The organism is Rhodococcus sp. JVH1, from assembly GCF_000280725.2.
GTDB classification, from domain to species: Bacteria; Actinomycetota; Actinomycetes; order Mycobacteriales; family Mycobacteriaceae; genus Rhodococcus_F; species Rhodococcus_F jostii_A.
The window spans coordinates 771367-789483 of record NZ_CP166290.1 but is presented as its reverse complement, the minus strand read 5'-3'; the positions used below and the strand labels follow the sequence as shown (position 1 = coordinate 789483).

Sequence of the window (18117 nt, the reverse complement as noted above, 5' to 3'; positions counted from 1 at the left end):
CCTGCCCACCCACAGCGCCCCGACATTGATTGCCTGGCACACATCCACGGCCACAAGCCCAGGCCCGCCACACCCGCACGCCCGCCCTTCCCGACGGATCGGCTCACCGGAACTTGTCAAGGTGTTTGAGTCCAACAGGTGTTACGCGGCGAGCTGATCCGCGTCGGGTTCGGCCTCCTCGGACTCGGCGACGGGCTGGTTGATCCAGGCGTCGGTCGGCAGGTCGAGGATCTTCGGGGTACCGGTCGTGCCGAACCGCTCGGGATGCGCGAGCCGGGCCGCAGCGAGCACCGCAGAGCGTTCGTCGGCCTTGTGCGCGGCCAGTCCGAAGTGCAGGTCGGCGGGGGTGTGCAGGCCTATGCCGGTATGGCGATGTTCGTGGTTGTACCAATGGACGAACGAGTCCATGAACTCTCGTGCGTCGTGGATGGACCCGAACCGCTCCGGGAATGCCGGGCCGTACTTGAGGGTCTTGAACAGTGACTCTGAATAGGGGTTGTCGTTGGATACTCGCGGCCGAGAATGCGAGCGGGTGACCTCGAGATCGGCGAGCAGGGTGGCGACGGTCTTGCTGGTCATCGAGGTTCCCCGGTCGGCGTGCACGACGTTCGGTATTCCGTGCACAGCAAAGGTTTCGGTCATCATCTCGGCAGCGAGGAGCCCCGACTCGTGGGTCTGGACGTGGGCGCCGACGATGTAGCGGGAGAAGATGTCGATCATCACGTACGCGTCGAAATACGTGCCCTTGACTGGGCCTGGAAGTTTAGTGATGTCCCACGAGTACACCTCCCGCGGTGCGGTCGCCACCAGTTCCGGACAGGCCCGGGCGGGGTGGCGGGCCTGCCGTCGACGGTCGGTGACCTGCGCGTTTTCGCGCAGTATCCGATACATCGTCGAGACCGAGCACAGGTAGATGCCCTCGTCGAGGAGTTGGGCATAGACCTCGGCCGGGGCTCGGTCGACGAACCGGTCACTGTCGAGAACGTCGAGGACAGTCCGGCGTTCGGCGTCGGTGAGCTTGTTCTCCGGGGTGCGCGTGACTGCGGCGGCGGTCGGATCCGGTGCCGCGGGCCGGGTCTTGTCTCGTGCTGCGGTGGATCGAATGATTCCCGTCAGTTGGGTTGCATCCCTTGTTGTTACACCGGAATCGGTGAGTTCGTGGTGGGTGCGCATCAACGTTTCTTGCGCTGCTCGTCCGCATCCGCGCTCTCGGAGAGTTGCTCCAAGAGCGAATGTGCTTTTCCCATGATTTCCAGTGCAGTCTCGGTGGTGGCCAGTCGCTTGTTTGCTCTCTCCAACTCGCGTTTGAGGCGTGCGATCTCGGCCTGCTCGGTGGTGAGTTTGCCGATCTTGTCGCCGGGCTTCTTGCCGTCGAGGACGCCGGCATCGCGTTGTTTGCGCCACTCGCTGATCAGGGACGAGTACAGGCCTTCGCGGCGCAGGTACGCGCCTCCGCCGTTGCTCTCGCAGGCCTGTTCATAGGCGGTCAGGTGGGCGAGCTTGTCGGCGGCGCTGAAGGCGCGTCGTCGCTGCGGGCCGTCGGCGCGTGGGTGCGAGGGGTCCATCCGGACATTGTCCTCGACCAGAACCGTGGGAGAAATCGTCATCGCGGGTTGATCCGTATCTCGCCCTGCAGGCGGGTTTGCTGTGAACCACTGGACTCAACTCACCCTGACACCCAGGGCACCGCTCCACTCCGAAAGCGACTCCTCCCGCTGTGCCTGATCATTTCCACCACTCTCTCGACCGGGACTGGCAGCACCGCGCCTTATGCCGCGGCACCGATACCGACCTGTTCTTCTCCCCCGATGGTGAACGCGGCAACGTCCGTGCCCGGCGTGAGCGCGCCGCCAAACAGATCTGCCAAGACTGTCCCGTGCTCGCCGACTGCCGCGCTTATGCCCTCACCGCCACCGAGTCTTATGGCATCTGGGGTGGCATGTCCGAGACCGAGCGCGCCCGCCACACCCGGCGCACCCGCCGCCCGGCCCGACCCCGCGAGTGTGTCGTGTCGACGGACCCTCTAACCTGGCGGATCCGAACACCCAGAGCGTGAAGGTAGAACAGCCATGGCCACCGACTACGACGCACCACGAGTCACCGAATCCGACGACCCGGACACCTCCCTCGAACAGCTGACCGCCAGCCGGAAAGACACCCAGTCCCCCGTCGTGGACGTCGAGGACGCCGACACCGCCGAGTCGTTCGAACTGCCCGGCGCCGACCTGTCCGGTGAAGAATTCACCGTCCGCGTCATCCCCAAGCAGTCGGACGAATTCACCTGCACGAGTTGCTTTCTGGTCCACCACCGCAGCCGCCTCGCCGACACGGCGCAACAACTCTGCCGCGACTGCGCCTGAGAACGTCGATCAATCGGAGTGCCTCGCACCTCCGGGATCCCGGCTTCCCGGCTTCGGTCGTCATCACCCTCGCTGAGTAACCTCTCACCTCGCCAGTGGGCTCGCGGCCGAGGCGTTGCGGATTCACATCCCAGCGGGGGCACGTGGCACGGGCGGGAAGGTCAGGGCTCGGGTCGGTCGGCCGGAACCTGCGGGTAGACCACGACACCGTTCTCCTTCACCCACGTCTCGTCCCCGCCATCGGCGTGCTCGACGAGCAGCTCGACCGTCGGGATCTCGGCGGACAGTGGATGATCGAACGCGGCCCGGGCGTTCCGTGCGCACACCGTCTCCTCAGAGCTGTCGGTGTAGAGGGCGTCGATGACGAACCCCGGGGTGAACCGGCCACCGAACCCGTCACCGCCACGTAGCGCTTCCTGCCGGCCCCGCCACCACCGGGTCAGCGCCCGGGCCCGCACGATGGGCGCTGGTGCTTCGACATCGAGGATCGTGAACTTCTCATACTCCGCGTACGCGAGGTCCGTCAGCAGCCGCGGACCCAGCCCGGGCCAGCTGAACGCGCCCTCGAGGACCAGGTTCTCCCCACGGGACAAACAGATCTCGGTGATCATGTCGAGCAGATTCGTCGACTCGGTGTGCACGAGGGTGGCGAGTTCGCGGGGCATCAGGCGGTGTCCGTCCGCAAGGTCGATGCTCAGCAGGTCGGTGTAGACGCCCTGCTCGATGGCGTCCCGCAGCAGATGGTCCTTGATCGTGTCCGCATCGAGTACCCGCCATCCCTGCCCGGCGAGGTGCCGGCGGTCGATACTCGTTGACTTGCCCACCCCCGGTGGGCCGGCGGTCGCCAAAGCCAGGAACTGCCGGCCGATCCCGACGTCGGTCTGCTCCGCCGGGTAGGCATCGACGATGCCGTCCCGGGTTCGGCGACGAGCGACCGGGTCGAACAGGTGGATCGAGGCGGAGGGGCCGTCCTTGTCGGAGGATCCCGCCGGGCCGGCACCAGGCCTCGAGGTCGGCGGCGACAGCGGCGGGGTCAGAGTGCATTCGCCTGCGCACGCCGGTCGGCGGTGGCCGCGAGGAGGACCCGGTAGTCGTCGTCGCCGAGCAGGTCGCGGGAGCGTTCGATCTGATCCCAGGTGCCCCGCACATAGCTCTCCCCGAGCGGATCATCGCCCGGAACATGCCCGAAGGTGTAGTCCCAGGCCATCAGCTCGGCCATCATCCGGTCGTGGTCGATCCGCTTCGCAGCGTGCTCGAGCAGCACCTCCCGGGGGGAGCGGTCGCGGGCGGCCGGGTTCAACCGCAGCTTCTTCACGATCCGGCTGACCTCCGGCTGTGTGACGGCCAGGTTCTTCGCGATCACCCGCTGCGGCACCTGATTGTCCGTCGCGTGCGCCACCGCGCGCAGCAACTTGATCTGCAGCAGTTCCTTCTCCGCCGGGATCGCCCGCAGATCACGCTCCACATCCGCCAACGCCATCACACACCACCTTCAACTGCAGTTATACAAAATTGTATCACCGCTACGACCAACACCGGATCGAAGGTCGCGACGGTGTGAGGTGGAGCTGTCTAACTGAACGTGTTTCTATTCCGTCGCGAGCGCGCTGACCTGCCGAGGTCCGGGACCACGGGTGTGACTCACCCGACCTAGAACGACGTGAAGGACTCCGTCGACGAGGCGGTCGCCGAACTCGCGCAGTCTCGGGCGGTGATCGAGCAGGCCAAGGGTGCGTTGATGCTGGTCTACGGCATCACCGCCGCCCGGGCGTTCGACGTCCTGACCTGGCGCTCCCAGGAAACCAACACCCGGCTCCGCACGATCGCCGACGAGATCGTCACCCGGTTCGGCGAGTTCGACACCGACACCGGGCTACGGGCGCGGTTCGATCATCTGCCGCTGACCGCCCACCAACGCGCCGGCAACCGGAGTAGGTGACGGTTCTGCGGGCTGGGTAGTCAACCCGCAGAACCTGGACCGAGTCCTCAACCGGTCGAGGACCACCCCTGTCTCCCGCTTTCCCCGAATCCCGAGCACCGAATCCACCGGGCACGGTTCCGACCGAGTTTGAGTTGATCGAGGACCAGCGCCCTCCCGCCGACCGCGGCCAACGATCGGCCACAGCACCACACCGATCACCGCGACCGCACCCATGGTCAGCACGGCCACCGGGGTCGAATGACTTCCGCGCGGCAGGTGGTGTGTCAGCCGGATGCGGGGCCGGGCTGATCCGACTTGCGGCGATGGGTGTGCTGGAGTTCCGCGTTGATGCGTCGGGCCTCGGCGAGTTGGTCTTCCAGGATGATGATCCGGCACGCGGAATCGAGCGCGGTGCCCTGGTCGATCAGTTCACGGGCTCGGGCGGCGAGACGCAGCTGGTATCGGGAGTAGCGGCGGTGGCCGCCCTCCGAGCGCCCGGGGGTGAGCAGCTTCGCGGCGTCGAGGCTGCGCAGGAATGCCTGTGTCACGCCGAGGATCTCGGCGGCGTGACCCATGCTGTAGGCCGGGTAGTCCTCGTCGTCGAGCTTCCCGGCCGCGCTTCGGTCGGGCGAATCTTCCGGAATGGGGTGACACCTTTCCAACGGACAGGGCCCCCGGCGCCGTGAGGCACCGGGGGCCGGAGCGGGTTTCACTTCCTTGTTCACTGCACTTCTTCCGGCTGTCGGGCCTTAGTGCTGCCCGGCCGCCGGCGGATATGCCGGGGCCTTACACACTCATATCAACCCTTGCCCGGCACATCCTGGTCTTGCGGTACTTCTCTGCGGGCAGTTCATTCTCTCCCGCACCTCGTGAACTCTTTCCTTGCGACGAGAGGAACTCTACAACAGCGTCCCCTCGATGTCTACAGTTACCACTACAGATATTCTGGAGCGGTTGACCGGGGATTTCACCTCCGTCAGCCGACTTTTCTGTCCACGTCGGCGGCCGCTCGCTCGACGGACCGGCTCTCGTTGATCGATGACGGACGGCGAAGTCGGCAGTCGCAGTAGGCGTCGAGATGTCCGCTTCCTCAGATCAGTGTGGTCGTCCCGATCCGTCGTCTGGGTGGCAGGATCACTGGTATCGAGATCGGGAATTCGATGTGAGTGCCCGGATCGACATTTAGGGAGTCTGGGCATGGCGCAGGGCATTGTGAAGTGGTTCAACGGCGAGAAGGGCTTCGGTTTCATCGCGCCCGACGACGGAACTCCGGACGTCTTCGTGCATTACTCGGAAATCTCGGGCAGCGGTTTCACGTCGCTCGATGAGAACCAGCGTGTGGAGTTCGAGGTGGGCCAGGGATAGAAGGGCCCGCAGGCCACGAATGTGCGGGCTGTCTAACTAGCCTGCGGGACCGCACCCGCCGGGTGCGGTCCTCATTCGATAGCCGGATGAGGATCCGCTAACGGTGCGGCTTCCTCCATCTGAGGTCTGCGATCTGGGATCTGGGATCTGGGATCTGGGACGGCATGGTGTGTACGGTCACCGAATCCGGCCATCGCCATCAGCCGAAGATCGGGCCGAAGATCGTTACCAACGGGTACACCGTGTACCAGTAATGGTCACCGAGCCAGTACCACATCGGGGAAGGGGACATCGGGGATCCTCTCGTCGATCGCACGGCAAGTGCTCGCGGCCACCCCGACCTACGTCCACGTTCGCCCAGCTAGCCGACCCTGTCAACCGAGCCCCACGCATCAAGGACGCCAGGCACTCTGAAGGATCGGCGACGGTCAACGATCCCGCTAACGGGATGGGGACCGAATTGAGGATTCCGACAAGTTCGTGAGAATCGGCACTGACACGATGTTGAGAACCCGCAGGTCAAAGATTCAGAGAAGTGACGCCGAGCCGTGGAACCCTACCGTGGTGTTTCCGTATGCCGGAGACGGTGATGCGGTTGTATAGACGATGGTCGAACGACCCTTGCCGTTGCCGAACGTCATCTTCCGCACTCGGTAGAGCTCATTGTCGGGCTCGGCGCCAGTCACCGTTTCGGTCAGCTCGAATGGCGTGACGTTCTCATATCCAATATGCAAGTCAGTCATTGCACGGCCAGCCTGTGGCCCGGTCCTCAGGTGCTCGTGGCGGCCTCGTCGCCGATGCCGACACAGTGATCGGCGAAAGACGCCTGTTTCTCGGCCGACACTGGGGGCCGGCCCGAGGATAGGTGATCGTGCGTTTCGATCCAGACGCACTGCTCCCAGTACGCCAGTGACCGTGCCCGCGGAACACTCATGCGGATCTCCTCAAGGTGCGCGTGGCAATGCCCCTCATCGGAGGGAGATCCGCTCTCTCCAAAACACAGACGCCGCGCGGCAGGTAGATGGATAGCTTCTCGTTGGCGCACCCCTCGGCAACACCAACAAACATCTCGTTCCTTTGTAGTCCTCGGCGCACCCGGCGTCGTCATCCTCAGCTGCCGAAGCGGCGCCGTTCGGTTCAGCTGTTCCCAGGAACCGCAAAGTCGGTATTCCCCCGTGGTCAACCGAATCTGCCGACGCTGCTGAACTCAGCCTCTGTGGGCATGGCGATGCCCGGGGCGTGAAAACGTCGGGGTGGTGGTCGGCAAGGTGACGTTCACCGGCAACACTGCCATCGGCAACGGGATCGCGGACGCTACCGTCGTGCCCGTGAACCGTGATCGCTGCTGTTGCGGTGTTGGCGGTGACGGGCTATGCCCGCGACGGATTTCTCCGGCCGAGGAGAGCGGGCGCGAGCAACCAGCACCACACCCGCCGCGAGGAATCCGGCCGTGGTCACCGCGACCACGACCATCGCCGGCGCGGTCAGCGCACCGAGCCCGACCACCAACGCGACACCGGACACCGCACCCAACGCCAGGCAGACCACCCCGGCCAGCACCGTCACGACCCTGACCACGAGCACACTCTCATCCCCCGGGCGCGAACTCACCGCGTCCCGTCGCCCCGAGCGTCGCGGCCGGCGGCCGGGCACCGACCGGTGCTCGAGACCCGACCGGCCGCGCTTGCTGGTGGGCCGCCGCGGTGTTCGGTGCCGCGGCGGACCCGTCATTGGATGCGGGGATCGTTCTCGGCGCCGGGACGTGGGAGGAGCCGTTGGCCGGTGAGGGCCTCAACGACGCCGGCGATGTCGGTCGTGGACAATTGTTTCTCCGGCCAAGGGTTCGGGATGCGCTCGGGCCGCGGGTTGCCGGGTATCTGATTCGTCATGAGCTGGATGCCCCATCCGGTCGAAGGTGCTGGGCGCGAATCCCACCGTATGCGCGCGCCGCAACCAGGGTGTTTCGCGTAGATGAGGTCGACATGACTTCTCTCCCCCGGCTCGCCGCCGCGGCCCGGTCGGTCCGGTACACCGGCGGGCCCGCACGGCGGAGCCGGCTGGGCCGATACTGGGCGGGTGCAGCACTTCCTCGCCGACCACGAGTTCGCGGTGACTGCGGTGATGTCCGGCCTCATCGTCACGCTCGCCGTCGCGGCGATCTGGTCGATCTTCCAATGCCGCGTGACGTCCTCGACGAGGGATCGCGAACGCGAGCGGTTCCGCCCGACTAGGCGCTCTTGAAGAGAGAGTTCTTCGTCGAGGAAGCCGGCACGACCTCGAGCCGCTGTAGCTCAGCACCGGCACCGGTGACGTCACCGTCAGCTTGGTCGAGTATTTGCAGGCCTTTCTCAACTGCGCGCCAGTCCGCGGACAGATCGAAATATCCCAGGAGATCAACGACCTCGGCGACCCACCGTTTCGCGCCGCGTCTGTCACGTCGCAGCTGGGCGTAATAGGTCACCATGGCGTCGCTCACCGACTTCTTGCGCTGCCCCCACTTCTCGCCCTTCCGGGCCGCCTCACTGGCCAGTCGCCACAGCTGTGCAACGTCGACGTGCCGATCCAGCACCGGTTCCCTCACACCTGGCACAGTAGCGATCCACCAGGACAGGTGATAGCGACCCTGCTGCATGTAGCTGATCCCCACACGGTTCGCTGCCGCGATCGGTGTCTCACGGATCTGTGCGTCAGAAACGGCCGAATCTGAGACGGTCTCGGTAGCCGGTCGAATGAGAGACGACCCGCACAGTCGCATAACTATCCACGATGTGGGGTCTGTGCATCTCGAACGATTAATGACATGCACCTAGACTAGGTCGGGAGGAAACTAAACAGACCGGTCGTCTCCCCGCACATGTCCGATGAATGCGACTCGATATGTCAGTAAGCCGAATAGTCGATCCGGTCGGTCGCGGGAAGTGGGCGGTCCGCGTTCGCCCCCAAGTATTGCCGACTTCATTGCACAACAGCTGTTCAGAAGCCATCGAGGTCGCACACGGAGAGGTCGCGCGAGCGGGAGGCGGCGAAGTCCTCATCCGCGATCCCGGTGGCCAGGTAACCGACGTGCAGTTGGTCTCCCCGCCAGTACAGTCTCAAGATCGTCCTTCGCAGTCACCGCGCCAGAGCTACTCGCAAGCTGAAACCCAGCAACGGGAGACACCACCGCGCAACCACGCGCAAGGCCCGCACGAAGGTCCGCCGCCGCGACACACGCAGGATGAGCCGCCTACAAACTCCAATCGTGCTGGAAAGATCGCTAAGAAAATCTGGAAGCCATTTCAACTGATCACTAAATCCATATTGGGAATCTCTGCCCTTATTGCCGCGGTTACTCTTATACTCCAGTTCGCACCAGGCGTTTGGCGCACTGTCAACTGGCGTCCGGTTGAATATTCCGTTCTGAATGATATTCATGCGGGATACAATATCGAGTACTTCGAATCCAAGCTGGGGAATTCCACACTAACCGATAGCGCAATTCCGGGAGCACCCGGGTGGCGTAAGCATACATTCGTCCGACGTGAATACTTCGTGGATGTCATCGTTAACGAAACCGGTCGAGTTGAAGCGTATTCAGTTGTAACGTGCAATCCTAATTTCACGCCGACTCTGAAGGCACCCGACGGGTCAAATGTAGCCCTGAACTCCGTGCCACTTGCACTATCCCAACAGCCGACATCCTCAAACAGCGTCCGGTCTAATGACGGGACGATCCTCCGTCAAAAGACAACTAAAGAACTCAATAATGACCGTCTTCTGAACTATTTTCCGGGAAAATCAGTAAGTAGCATCAACTCATACCTTGAAGCTATGCCGAATAGCGGATCGAACTCTGCCGGGGGTTGGGGGCTCTACGTCGGAATATCCTCTGCATGCATAAGAACCTCGGAGTATCCTGACGTATTCCAATCGCCGGATTACCAAGGTGACGTCGATGGAGCACCATCGGGTGCAATCAATATTCGAGAAAAAGTTGCCGCAAATTTATACTGCGAGACCGCGCCCAATTCTCCATTGGTTATGGTCGAAGATGGCAGATTCACATTCGCCAGCAACCAGGGACCGAAATTTTCGCCGGTTCCAGCCTTTATAATTGGCCCGTATTGGATGGGGCTGCCTGCTGATCTTCGAAACGTACATGGGACGCGAGTCTTCAACCCCTGAGCCGACCGGAGGCACAAAAGTTTGCCGAGGATGCTGGTGACCAGCGCCGCGATCTGGGTGTAACCGGACGGGTCCGGGATGATCGCGAGGATCTGGGAGATCAACTTCAAGTCGACATCGGCGGCCGTCTTCACCATGGGCTCGAACTGCACTTTCAGCTCTCGGGGGGTATCGCGGGCGGCGCGGACATTGCCGGCGGCGATCTTCTGCGGGAGCACGATCAGGTTGTGCAGGATCTTCGGAATATCGAGGGCAGTGACGCCGGTGACGACGTTCAGTGCCTGGTCGACGACGACTTTCGGTTTGAGGGCCGACAGCACGCTCGACGCGGAGGAGAGGGCATCTGCCGGGGCGGCGGCGACGGGTGCGATTTGGCTACCGAGTGACGCGGCGGTGGTGGAGATTTGAGCGAATTCGGGTGCGGTGGCGGGCAGTGTGGTGGTGCCACCGTTCGAGAGTTTGGCTGCGGTGTTCGCGATCGTGGCCACCGAGTCGAGTGCACCGGCCAGGTCCGCTTGGCTGGCTGTGGTGAGGACCTGTGCGGCCGCGTTTTCCGGTGTGCCCACCGGGGCTGCGGCCAAGCTACTAGTGGCAGCGGTGTTCGCGGCCCCGGACTGCAGCAGGTCGACCAGCGGGCTGAGCGTCTTGGACAGCGAGGTCGCAGTGTCGGCGATCTGGTTCACATCAACCGAGCCGCCGGTACCGGTGCCGGACAGTTGCGTTCCGAGCGCGTCGACATTCGATCCGAGACCGGGCAGGTCGGCGTCGGTGAAATCCGAGGTCAGCGCGGTCGCGACCGCCGCGTTACCACCACCCGCGCCGACACCGGTGTTGCCGGGGGTCTTCGACAGGATCGACCCGAGCGATCCGAGGAACGGGTTGGCGCCCTCGCGGATCGAGCAGTACAGGTCGTTCGGATCGCAGATCGAGGCGACCCGCCCCGACAGCTTGCCCATGCCCTGTGACCGGGGACCGGCGATCCCCTCCCCCGACGTCGTCGGCCCCACCGTCGCGGCGCCCTTCGTGCCGGCACCCGGGTCAGCGATCAGCGCCACACCGAGGACCTCGTCCGCATCGACCGGACCCTGATCGTTTCCGATCGCCGACGCGAGATCGCCTGCAGCGTCCGCACCCTGGGAGTAGCCGGTGATCGTGATCTTCGTGCCCTGGCATTTGTCGGCGTTGGACTTCAGCACGGCGGTGGCCTTGCCGACCGCGTGGAGTTTGCTGTCGGCGTAGGTGTGGCCGTTGTCGAACGCGGACGCCATGTACGGCAGCGTGTAAATCTGTGCGCGGGCACCGTTCGTCGCTTTAATCGCCTCCGCGACCGGGGCCAGCATGCCCACCGGCCGGGCCGGGTCGGCGTTCTCGTTGGTCTCCCACGTGCCGGGGATAAACAAATTGAATGTCGACGCACAGTTGGCCGGGGCGGCGTTGGTCGGGGCGGCGTTGCCGATCGCGGGTGCGGTAAGAGCGACGCCGACGACGACGGTCGCAGTGGCGATCAGTGCGACCGTGCGACGGGTTCTCGAACCTCTGGCGGGCATTGGCACCTCGAATTGCCGGAAGGGACACTGATGCCTACATTCACCCATTTCGGTGCTTCCCCTCAACGGGGTGTCGGGGGCGCCCCGCACCCTTTTAGGGCGCTGACCGGCGAGAATGGGCCGGAGTCGGGTGTTTTCACCTGCAATGGAACAAGGGCCACCCGACCCGTGCCGCGGCGGGCCGGTGCGGGGTGGTCCCCAGGCGTTTTAGATCCAGTCGATGTGGACGGAGTCGATGTGGTCGAAGTGGAATCCGAACTGGTCGCTGTACGTGTCGAAGCCCTTGTTTTCGGGGTAGTCGAGGGTGGCGTGCCGCTCGAGCAACGCGACGACGCGGGCGTGATCGTCATTCGCCAGCGCGGCGGCCAGCTCGCGGGACTCGTCACTGCTGAACGGGGTGTCGGAGTTCGCGAAGTCCAGGGTGCGGATGCGGTAGTCGTAGCCCTCGTCGGCGCCGTTGCGGACCATGACGCCGCCCTTGACGCGGATGACCGCTTTTTTGGGGGTTCCGTCCGGGCGCAACACGCCGGCGCGTTTCATGATGTCCTCGGCTTTGACGTTGCGGAGTTTCTTGCTGGCGTCGGCGCGCAGCTCGTTCGTTTCACCGGACCGGTATCGGGAGACGGCGGAGCGGGACCGCCCGATCTTGGTGGCCACAGCGTCGATGCCGCCGAGGCGTTCGATCGCCGCACGGCGTTGCGCTCGCTCGAGGACGTCCGGGTGGGGGATGCGGCCTTGTTGCGCCCACCGGCGCAACGTGCGGGCGGACGGCGGTGTGCGGCCGGCATCGATTGCGGCCTGCCGCAGGCCCTCGTTGCCGAGTTCCTTACGCAACTGTTTCACCGAGACCTTGCTGGTTAAACCCGCGAGTCCCCCGCTTTTGACCTGCTTCGACTTCTCCACACCGCTGGTCGCGGCGCTGGCGACGGAAACCTTGAGGCCATCGAGACCGACCGCCTGCTGCGGCGGCTTCGTGGTGCGCGGCTTCGGAAGATGCAGGGCCATCAGTCCTCGTCGTCCTCGGCGAATGCCGCTTTGATCGTTAGTTTCACATCGTGCATGTCCTCCGCCGACGCTAGGTCAGACAGAAGCGTGTCGGTGAGCAGTGTGTCCTTCTCCACCGACATCTTCCCCAAAGCGTCGCTCGGGTCGGCGATGTCCTCACCGTCAGCGAGCAGGTACACCCAGGAGTCGGTGACGGTGCGGACCGGCCAGTGGCCGTGCTCGCGGGCGATCCGCATCGCCACCCGCCGGCCGCGCCACCGGCAGTGCGCGATGATCGCCGCACGCCACAGCGGTTGGTGGTGATGTTGCATCTGCTTCGCGGTCCACATGTCCGGGTTCACCATCCGCCCGATGTAGCCCTTGTAGCAGGAGCCGATGAACCGTTTCGTCGCCGTGTCCTCGGTGTCCACCGCGGCCTTGCGCGCCTCGCGGAGGATCTTCGCCCACTTGTCCAGAACGCGGCCCTGCTGCGGGTACACCCAGGCCTCGGTGATGTCCAAGTCGTCGAGGTCGGCGCCGATCCCCCCATCCGCGACCGGTGAGCACAACCCGTCGAGGCTGACGGAGGTGACCCACGTCTGCACCGGCTGGTCGGCGAGCATATGGGGGTGCGGCAACGGGAGCTTCTCGGGCAGTGACAAAGTTTGCCCCGCGGGCAGGGTGATCCGCCACAGCCCGAACGGGGCGCCCTTGTCCCCCACCGCCGCCGCAGCAGCGGCGTCCCCGGTCAGATGTGTGGGTTGCCCGTACCCGAATTCGAGCATCCCGGCCGAGGCCAGGTAGGCGGCGCGTTGGTCGATGGACACCAACCGGCTCGCGCCCTCGAGGTCCTGCGCGTCGGGGACCCGGGTCCAACCGACCGCGGGTTCGAGGTCCCCGCGTGGAACGCCGTCCAGCGGCGGCACCGGGCCGGCGGTCGCCACCACAATGCCCTTGCCCGAGCGGGTGCGTTCACGTTTGATCTTGTCGACGATCGCGGCACCGGTGCGGGCCGGTGTCGGCCCCGGAAGCACCCCGAGATGTTTCGCGGACCACGCCAACCGGCGCCCCAGTTCACGCGCAGCCGGCAGATCGTCGTCGGGGAGATACGTTCCGGCGGTGGGTGAGCCGAGGATGCCCATCTCGCCGACCCGGTTGTTCCAGCCGAAGTCCTTGTTCCAGTACGTCCACACGTACGGCTCGATCACCACATCGACCATCGAGGTGAACTTGCCGATGCTGCGGGACAGGTGCACCACGTGCCCTGGATCGCCGCGCAACTCCCACCCCGCACTCAGCATCGGCGTCAGGGTGGCTTGCAGCACCGCGGTCAGCTCGGACGCGGCGCGGGTGCGCAGTGCCTCCATGTCGTCGAAGTCGTCTTCGCTGCCCGGGTCGATCACCCACCCCAACGCTTCACACGCGTCCTGGCCCACGATCCACACCTGCGGAGGAGCACCCAGCGGCTTCAAGGAGGCCCAGCGAACCAGTTTGTCGAGCTTCTCCACCGAATCGACCGGACCGGTCAACTCCCGCCCGGACGGTGTGTACGTTCCCGCGGCGGTCACGATCAGAGCATGCTCATCCGCCTCGGCACCGACCGGTAGCGACTCCCACACCGGTCGGCTCGGTGTTGTTGTCGGCTCGGTTGCCGGTGCAGTCGGTGGTTCCGTGGCGGTGGTGGGCGTCGGCGGTTCCACCGCGGCGCTCTCCTCCGCGCCGATCTCGGTGGCATCGTCGGTGCCAGGATCCGGGGCGGAGGGCTCGTGCAGGTCGAACAGGGCAATCTGCTCCCACGGACGGCTCATCGGTTTACTGCTCCCTGATCCGACCATCGGGGTCGGCCAGCGGTACGTCGTAGCGGTCGAGCAACTCCTGCAGGGCAACGTCAACGACGCTGGTGACCGTGAACTGTCGGTTCGCCACCAGCCACTTCAACCGGGCCTCCGTCGAAGCCAGCACCCACGTATTCAGCTGCACCTTCGCCGGACCCTTGCGGGATTCAAGCTTCGACGTAAACCCCTCGGTGGACGCCGCGGCGACGGGACCGCCTCCCGACACGGGGGCATCGTTGCGTGAACGCGTAGTTCGACCTCCCCCGCTCGGCCGCGAAGAGTGGCCTCCACGCTTTCCGACCTGCGCCATAGCCACTCCTCTGCCCGCTCCCCTTGGCCGCCGTGCGTGTTCCCGCAGCCGCTGCAGCTCACACTAATCGATACGCGCAAGATCACGCGTTAAGCTACGCGTGGTATTACACGTATATTTGCACGCTTCCACCGTGCGCCCACATAGGGACCGACGGGCACTACAGCTTTCACCTTTCTGACCTCGGCGGCAGCCACCGCCGGCTGAGCGACGCCGATGCCGGCGGTGGGTACCGTGGCAACACTCGGGGGTCATGCTGATCTTCGTGGCGCGACCGAGGGGCAGCCTGGGCCGAAGAACGTGAGGATGCCGTTGCTGCGACCACCGCGCGTTCCTTCTGCGTGTAGCGGAGAGCGATCGAGTTGCGCATGCACGAAAGTGATTGTTCTGCAGAAACGATCGTGGCTGTGGCCTTGAACTGCAGAAGCCACTCGGCCTACAGGCGGTCAGCTGTCGGCTGGTTCACCATGCTCGGTTGGGTTCCCGATACGCGACGAACCGTCTGTGAGCACCCAAGAAATCATGTGTGGTGTACGACACACTCTTGGGATCGGCGGTTTCGGCATCATACGATCTGGATTGCACCGGCTGACCCGATGTGCAGGCCGCTGGTGTCGCAACACCGTGAGTTGAATCCTGTTCAGCCAGTACGGTTCGCGCTGCTTGACCGATCCTCGACTGCCGGTGTCGCGGCCCCGCCGTCCGCCAGCTCCGGCGGGGTTCCGCGTGGTTCGACCTCGAAGCGGCTCGATTCGGCCACGATGCGACGCGGTGACGCCAACGAGCCCATCCGCATCCGATGCGCGAACTCTGGCAACCTCCACCGACTTGCGAAGCTACAGCCTCACGGTGATCGGCGAGTGCGGGCCATGGGTTCTCCATCGTCGAATTTCATTGCAGTAGAAGTGTTTTAAATCGTTCTCAACGCGACCAACTCAGCGCACACTTGGTTGATCATATATGATCGGCGACCAGGCGGACACGTAAATCTTCATTCGCACGACCCCTGACCAGCCCGATCTCCGTCTGCAAGGGCTAGGGTCGTCGCCCCGACTGCAATTTGCTCGCGAAGGCCCGGCAATTGCCTCAGTCCCCGACAGTCTCTTGCTTTGGTCGCACACGTGGTCCATCCATTTGCACGTTCGTAACGAAGCGGGAAGTGTCGGATCCGTATTGAACATCTCTCAACCAGATTGGCTTACTCACGACGTTGCGCATCCACCCGCACCTTCGGGTGATGCACGGTGCATCACCTGACGTTCGGGTGATGCACCGTGCATCACCCGAAGGCAGTTCTGAGGAATTCGCGAAAGTCCCCGTGCAGTAGGCGTAGACCTCTGCATCGAGCCGTTCCCCGTACAGCGCCGAGAAACTCGATACGTTTGTGGAGTACATGCCGACGCTACGTGCCTCCGTAAGATCGTTTGGCGTTCACTCGACACCCGGTCAATCCTGCGATCTGGCGAGGAAGGCGGGCTGCCTTTCCTGCCCGACACCATTCTCCAAAACCTCGGTTGCTTACGCGGATCCGGTTCACCTCACACCGAAGCTGTTCTGCACCCAGCATCGAGTGCCCCGGATGGCGCAGGCCGGTCGGGCACCGAACTTCCCCTCCATCGGCCCCATTGCCGACGGCGTCGGGCCACACAGGGAGTGGATCACTAACGGCCGCTCCAACAGGACTCGGGCATTTCCCACGAATTCCACACCATGCAGCCAACGTCCGTACCCGGCCGACTCGCTCGGAGCACCATAACGATGACACGGGCCGCCTCCGGCTCTGAGGAAGACGGTGAATATTCTTCGCCGCCCATTACGGCGAGGCACGAGCGACATCGACTGAAACTAATCCAGCTACCGCGCATCCGGCCTCGCAGCGCTCATCGAGCCGAAAGTCGAGCACCCCGTCGATCAATGGGATGTCCAGGCTTGGAGCACAAGGAAGGCGAGACCACACGCTGAGGCATATCCAACCGACGACCAGCGTTCAGTTACCACGCAGTCCCGCTCCGTCGAAACGGTCGTCGCCGCCCCGAGCGAAATCAACGGCAACTCACCAATCCATCGCATCGGAGTCGCAACACTACGACGCCCTGAGGATGGACCCAACTTCGGTGATGCACCGTGCATCACCAAAGGCGTACACCACCCCGGCTCCGGGCCAAATCAATCTCGCCCGATCGACGCGAGGTCCACACCCACCCGTGATGCACGGTGCATCACCGCAGTGGAGTCGCGATCAGGCCGGCTCGTCGCCTGCTTGACCGATACGCGCGTTAGTTTGTTGTCGATGCCCTGGGTGATGCGCGGTGCATCACCGAGGAGGGACACAACCGGTTCCAAGCCGCAAGTGGCTGTGACGGCGAAAGGTCTCGGCACCGGGCGAGGTGGACAGGGCACCCCACCGATGATGCACGGTGCATCACCGCAGTGGAGTCGCGGTCACGCTGACTCGTCGCCTGCCCTACCGTCGCGCGCCAGTCCGTTCGTTGTCGGTGCATCGTCATCTATTACCCACTGGGACCAAGACCGGTGCACCAACATTCGCTGTGGCGCGCAATTCGTCGCCGAGAAGAGGTCAGCGTCACTATCTTCGCCTCCAGCGGGCCGAGATGCTGAACTGACCAAAAGCTGCAACCCTTCGAGATCTGGATGTTGACGAAGTTTCGCGAGTAGTGGCGCGGGATCGAATCCAGGACTGCCCAACCGACTTTTGACGACGCGATCACGTCTTCGTATCGCCTCTAACCGCACCGCCCCAGCTACTGTTGCGTATCGTTCCGTCAGCTAGCGGCGCTCCTGCCCGCAGCGATAGTCGGCCGGTCACTGACAATCACGATAACTTCCTGTGCCGCCAGATTGCATGTCGTACAATTTGCCGTCGGTCGGGGGGTGACTGCATTCTTGTCCACGCGAGTTCCCCGTCTCTTGACTGGATAATTCGGCGGACGACTGAATCGTGAGGTATCGAACTTGCGTCGTGCATTTATGCTCGGGTCGCCAGTGATCATTTCGCAGATACTCGTTGCCCCGGACCGGACCAACGAGGACCCGCGAGCCCAACCACCCTGACGGCATTGCTTGCTCCGCGTGAAGTGCAATCCGCTTCTCTGGCGTTGGGCTCAACAGTACTGGGCACGAGACATCGCGGATGGTTCCTTCGTTCAAATAGTAGCCCTCCCGGTATCAGCCAGGATCGCGTAGACCTGAACGTCAAGATGGTCGACAGCCGAACCCGCGTCGATCATGATGACCATAAGATGGCCGCGGCTCACATGGTTGAAAGGCCGGCAAAGATCCTCGGTGAGTTGCGGCGTTCATCGTGCGCATTTCCACTCCTTCGCCCCAAGTGGGTCTGTGTAGCGCGTCGGCAGAAGGCCAATTGGGATGTCGGTGTCACCCACCTGATTGAAGGTCGTCGAGGAGAGATGACTCTTTTCGATGGCGCCACAGAATTCAACTCGTGCGAAGAACCCTTGGCAGTCGGGCTGTGATTCGTCCCAACGATTCCACGCCTCGCTCAAATTGCTTTCTCCCTATTTCGCTGGCACGCCGATAACGGATGGGCCGGGAGTCCTGCAAAGAGGTCGAATCTGCGGATATGGCGAGGTCAGAGATTCGCCACGGGGAG

General features: G+C 63.9%; 17 protein-coding genes and 2 pseudogenes. 6 read left to right on the top strand and 13 right to left on the bottom strand.

From position 1 onward, the window contains the following. Window positions 1-141 precede the first annotated feature (141 nt). A protein-coding gene (locus JVH1_RS41175) for an IS3 family transposase (protein ID WP_371112988.1) occupies window positions 142-1607 on the bottom strand; the annotation gives its coding sequence in 2 pieces (ribosomal slippage) (window positions 142-1238 and window positions 1238-1607; 1467 coding nt in all). 110 nt (window positions 1608-1717) lie between these two features. On the opposite strand from JVH1_RS41175, the gene JVH1_RS41170 reads away from it, so the two are divergent. Together JVH1_RS41170 and JVH1_RS41165 are read left to right on the top strand one after the other, a co-directional pair. After that, the gene (locus JVH1_RS41170) at window positions 1718-2056 is read left to right on the top strand and encodes a WhiB family transcriptional regulator (RefSeq protein ID WP_009480340.1); all 339 of its coding nucleotides are present in this window, start codon (window positions 1718-1720) and stop codon (window positions 2054-2056) included. A 13-nt stretch (window positions 2057-2069) separates the two neighbouring features. Then, the gene (locus tag JVH1_RS41165; protein WP_009480339.1) at window positions 2070-2360 is read left to right on the top strand and encodes a DUF4193 domain-containing protein; all 291 of its coding nucleotides are present in this window, start codon (window positions 2070-2072) and stop codon (window positions 2358-2360) included. Window positions 2361-2521: 161 nt separating this feature from the next. On the opposite strand, the gene JVH1_RS41160 is transcribed toward JVH1_RS41165, so the two are convergent. Both JVH1_RS41160 and JVH1_RS41155 read right to left on the bottom strand, forming a co-directional pair. Beyond that, a complete protein-coding gene (locus JVH1_RS41160) occupies window positions 2522-3184 on the bottom strand; it encodes a hypothetical protein (RefSeq protein WP_009480338.1) in 663 nt (220 codons plus the stop codon). Window positions 3185-3393: 209 nt separating this feature from the next. Beyond that, entirely contained in the window at window positions 3394-3840 is a 447-nt protein-coding gene (locus JVH1_RS41155) for a hypothetical protein (RefSeq protein ID WP_043782678.1), read from the bottom strand. A 174-nt stretch (window positions 3841-4014) separates the two neighbouring features. Here JVH1_RS41155 and JVH1_RS41150 point away from each other — a divergent pair. Continuing rightward, window positions 4015-4299, top strand: a pseudogene (locus tag JVH1_RS41150) (ANTAR domain-containing protein); the annotation flags it as partial. A 266-nt stretch (window positions 4300-4565) separates the two neighbouring features. On the opposite strand, the gene JVH1_RS41145 reads toward JVH1_RS41150, so the two are convergent. Beyond that, window positions 4566-5006 carry a MerR family transcriptional regulator gene (locus tag JVH1_RS41145; protein WP_009480334.1) on the bottom strand — a complete coding sequence of 147 codons (441 nt, stop codon included), beginning with the start codon at window positions 5004-5006 and terminating at the stop codon, window positions 4566-4568. Between the two features lie 472 nt (window positions 5007-5478). Here JVH1_RS41145 and JVH1_RS41140 point away from each other — a divergent pair, with 472 nt between their 5' ends. Next, entirely contained in the window at window positions 5479-5646 is a 168-nt protein-coding gene (locus tag JVH1_RS41140; RefSeq protein ID WP_009480333.1) for a cold-shock protein, read from the top strand. A 527-nt stretch (window positions 5647-6173) separates the two neighbouring features. Here JVH1_RS41140 and JVH1_RS41135 read toward each other — a convergent pair. From JVH1_RS41135 to JVH1_RS41120, 4 genes are all read right to left on the bottom strand, one after another. Further along, the gene (locus JVH1_RS41135; protein WP_043782672.1) at window positions 6174-6389 is read right to left on the bottom strand and encodes a hypothetical protein; all 216 of its coding nucleotides are present in this window, start codon (window positions 6387-6389) and stop codon (window positions 6174-6176) included. Between the two features lie 26 nt (window positions 6390-6415). Next, window positions 6416-6580, bottom strand: a complete 165-nt coding sequence (locus tag JVH1_RS41130) for a hypothetical protein (protein ID WP_009480330.1) — start codon at window positions 6578-6580, stop codon at window positions 6416-6418. Between the two features lie 380 nt (window positions 6581-6960). Then, window positions 6961-7230, bottom strand: a complete 270-nt coding sequence (locus JVH1_RS41125) for a hypothetical protein (RefSeq protein ID WP_009480329.1) — start codon at window positions 7228-7230, stop codon at window positions 6961-6963. Between the two features lie 143 nt (window positions 7231-7373). Further along, the gene (locus JVH1_RS41120) at window positions 7374-7535 is read right to left on the bottom strand and encodes a hypothetical protein (protein WP_009480328.1); all 162 of its coding nucleotides are present in this window, start codon (window positions 7533-7535) and stop codon (window positions 7374-7376) included. Between the two features lie 187 nt (window positions 7536-7722). Between JVH1_RS41120 and JVH1_RS41115 the strand changes: the two genes are divergently transcribed. Then, window positions 7723-7887 carry a hypothetical protein gene (locus JVH1_RS41115; protein WP_009480327.1) on the top strand — a complete coding sequence of 55 codons (165 nt, stop codon included), beginning with the start codon at window positions 7723-7725 and terminating at the stop codon, window positions 7885-7887. Here JVH1_RS41115 and JVH1_RS41110 read toward each other — a convergent pair. Next, window positions 7874-8227, bottom strand: a complete 354-nt coding sequence (locus tag JVH1_RS41110) for a hypothetical protein (RefSeq protein ID WP_043782689.1) — start codon at window positions 8225-8227, stop codon at window positions 7874-7876. The genes JVH1_RS41115 and JVH1_RS41110 overlap by 14 nt on opposite strands. Window positions 8228-8511: 284 nt before the next feature. Here JVH1_RS41110 and JVH1_RS41105 point away from each other — a divergent pair. Further along, a pseudogene (locus tag JVH1_RS41105) lies at window positions 8512-9318 on the top strand (DUF2188 domain-containing protein); the annotation flags it as partial. Between the two features lie 245 nt (window positions 9319-9563). Here the strand turns inward: JVH1_RS41105 and JVH1_RS41100 are convergent. The 4 genes from JVH1_RS41100 to JVH1_RS41085 all read right to left on the bottom strand — a co-directional run bounded on the left by JVH1_RS41100 (window position 9564) and on the right by JVH1_RS41085 (window position 14402). Beyond that, window positions 9564-11357 carry a cutinase family protein gene (locus JVH1_RS41100; RefSeq protein WP_009480324.1) on the bottom strand — a complete coding sequence of 598 codons (1794 nt, stop codon included), beginning with the start codon at window positions 11355-11357 and terminating at the stop codon, window positions 9564-9566. Window positions 11358-11564: 207 nt separating this feature from the next. Continuing rightward, window positions 11565-12362 (bottom strand): hypothetical protein, encoded by a 798-nt coding sequence (locus JVH1_RS41095; protein ID WP_009480323.1) that lies wholly within the window; start codon window positions 12360-12362, stop codon window positions 11565-11567. Beyond that, the gene (locus tag JVH1_RS41090) at window positions 12362-14149 is read right to left on the bottom strand and encodes a hypothetical protein (RefSeq protein WP_009480322.1); all 1788 of its coding nucleotides are present in this window, start codon (window positions 14147-14149) and stop codon (window positions 12362-12364) included. Before JVH1_RS41090 ends, JVH1_RS41095 begins: the two co-directional genes overlap by 1 nt. 4 nt (window positions 14150-14153) lie before the next feature. Beyond that, a complete protein-coding gene (locus JVH1_RS41085; protein ID WP_009480321.1) occupies window positions 14154-14402 on the bottom strand; it encodes a hypothetical protein in 249 nt (82 codons plus the stop codon). Window positions 14403-18117 lie beyond the last annotated feature (3715 nt).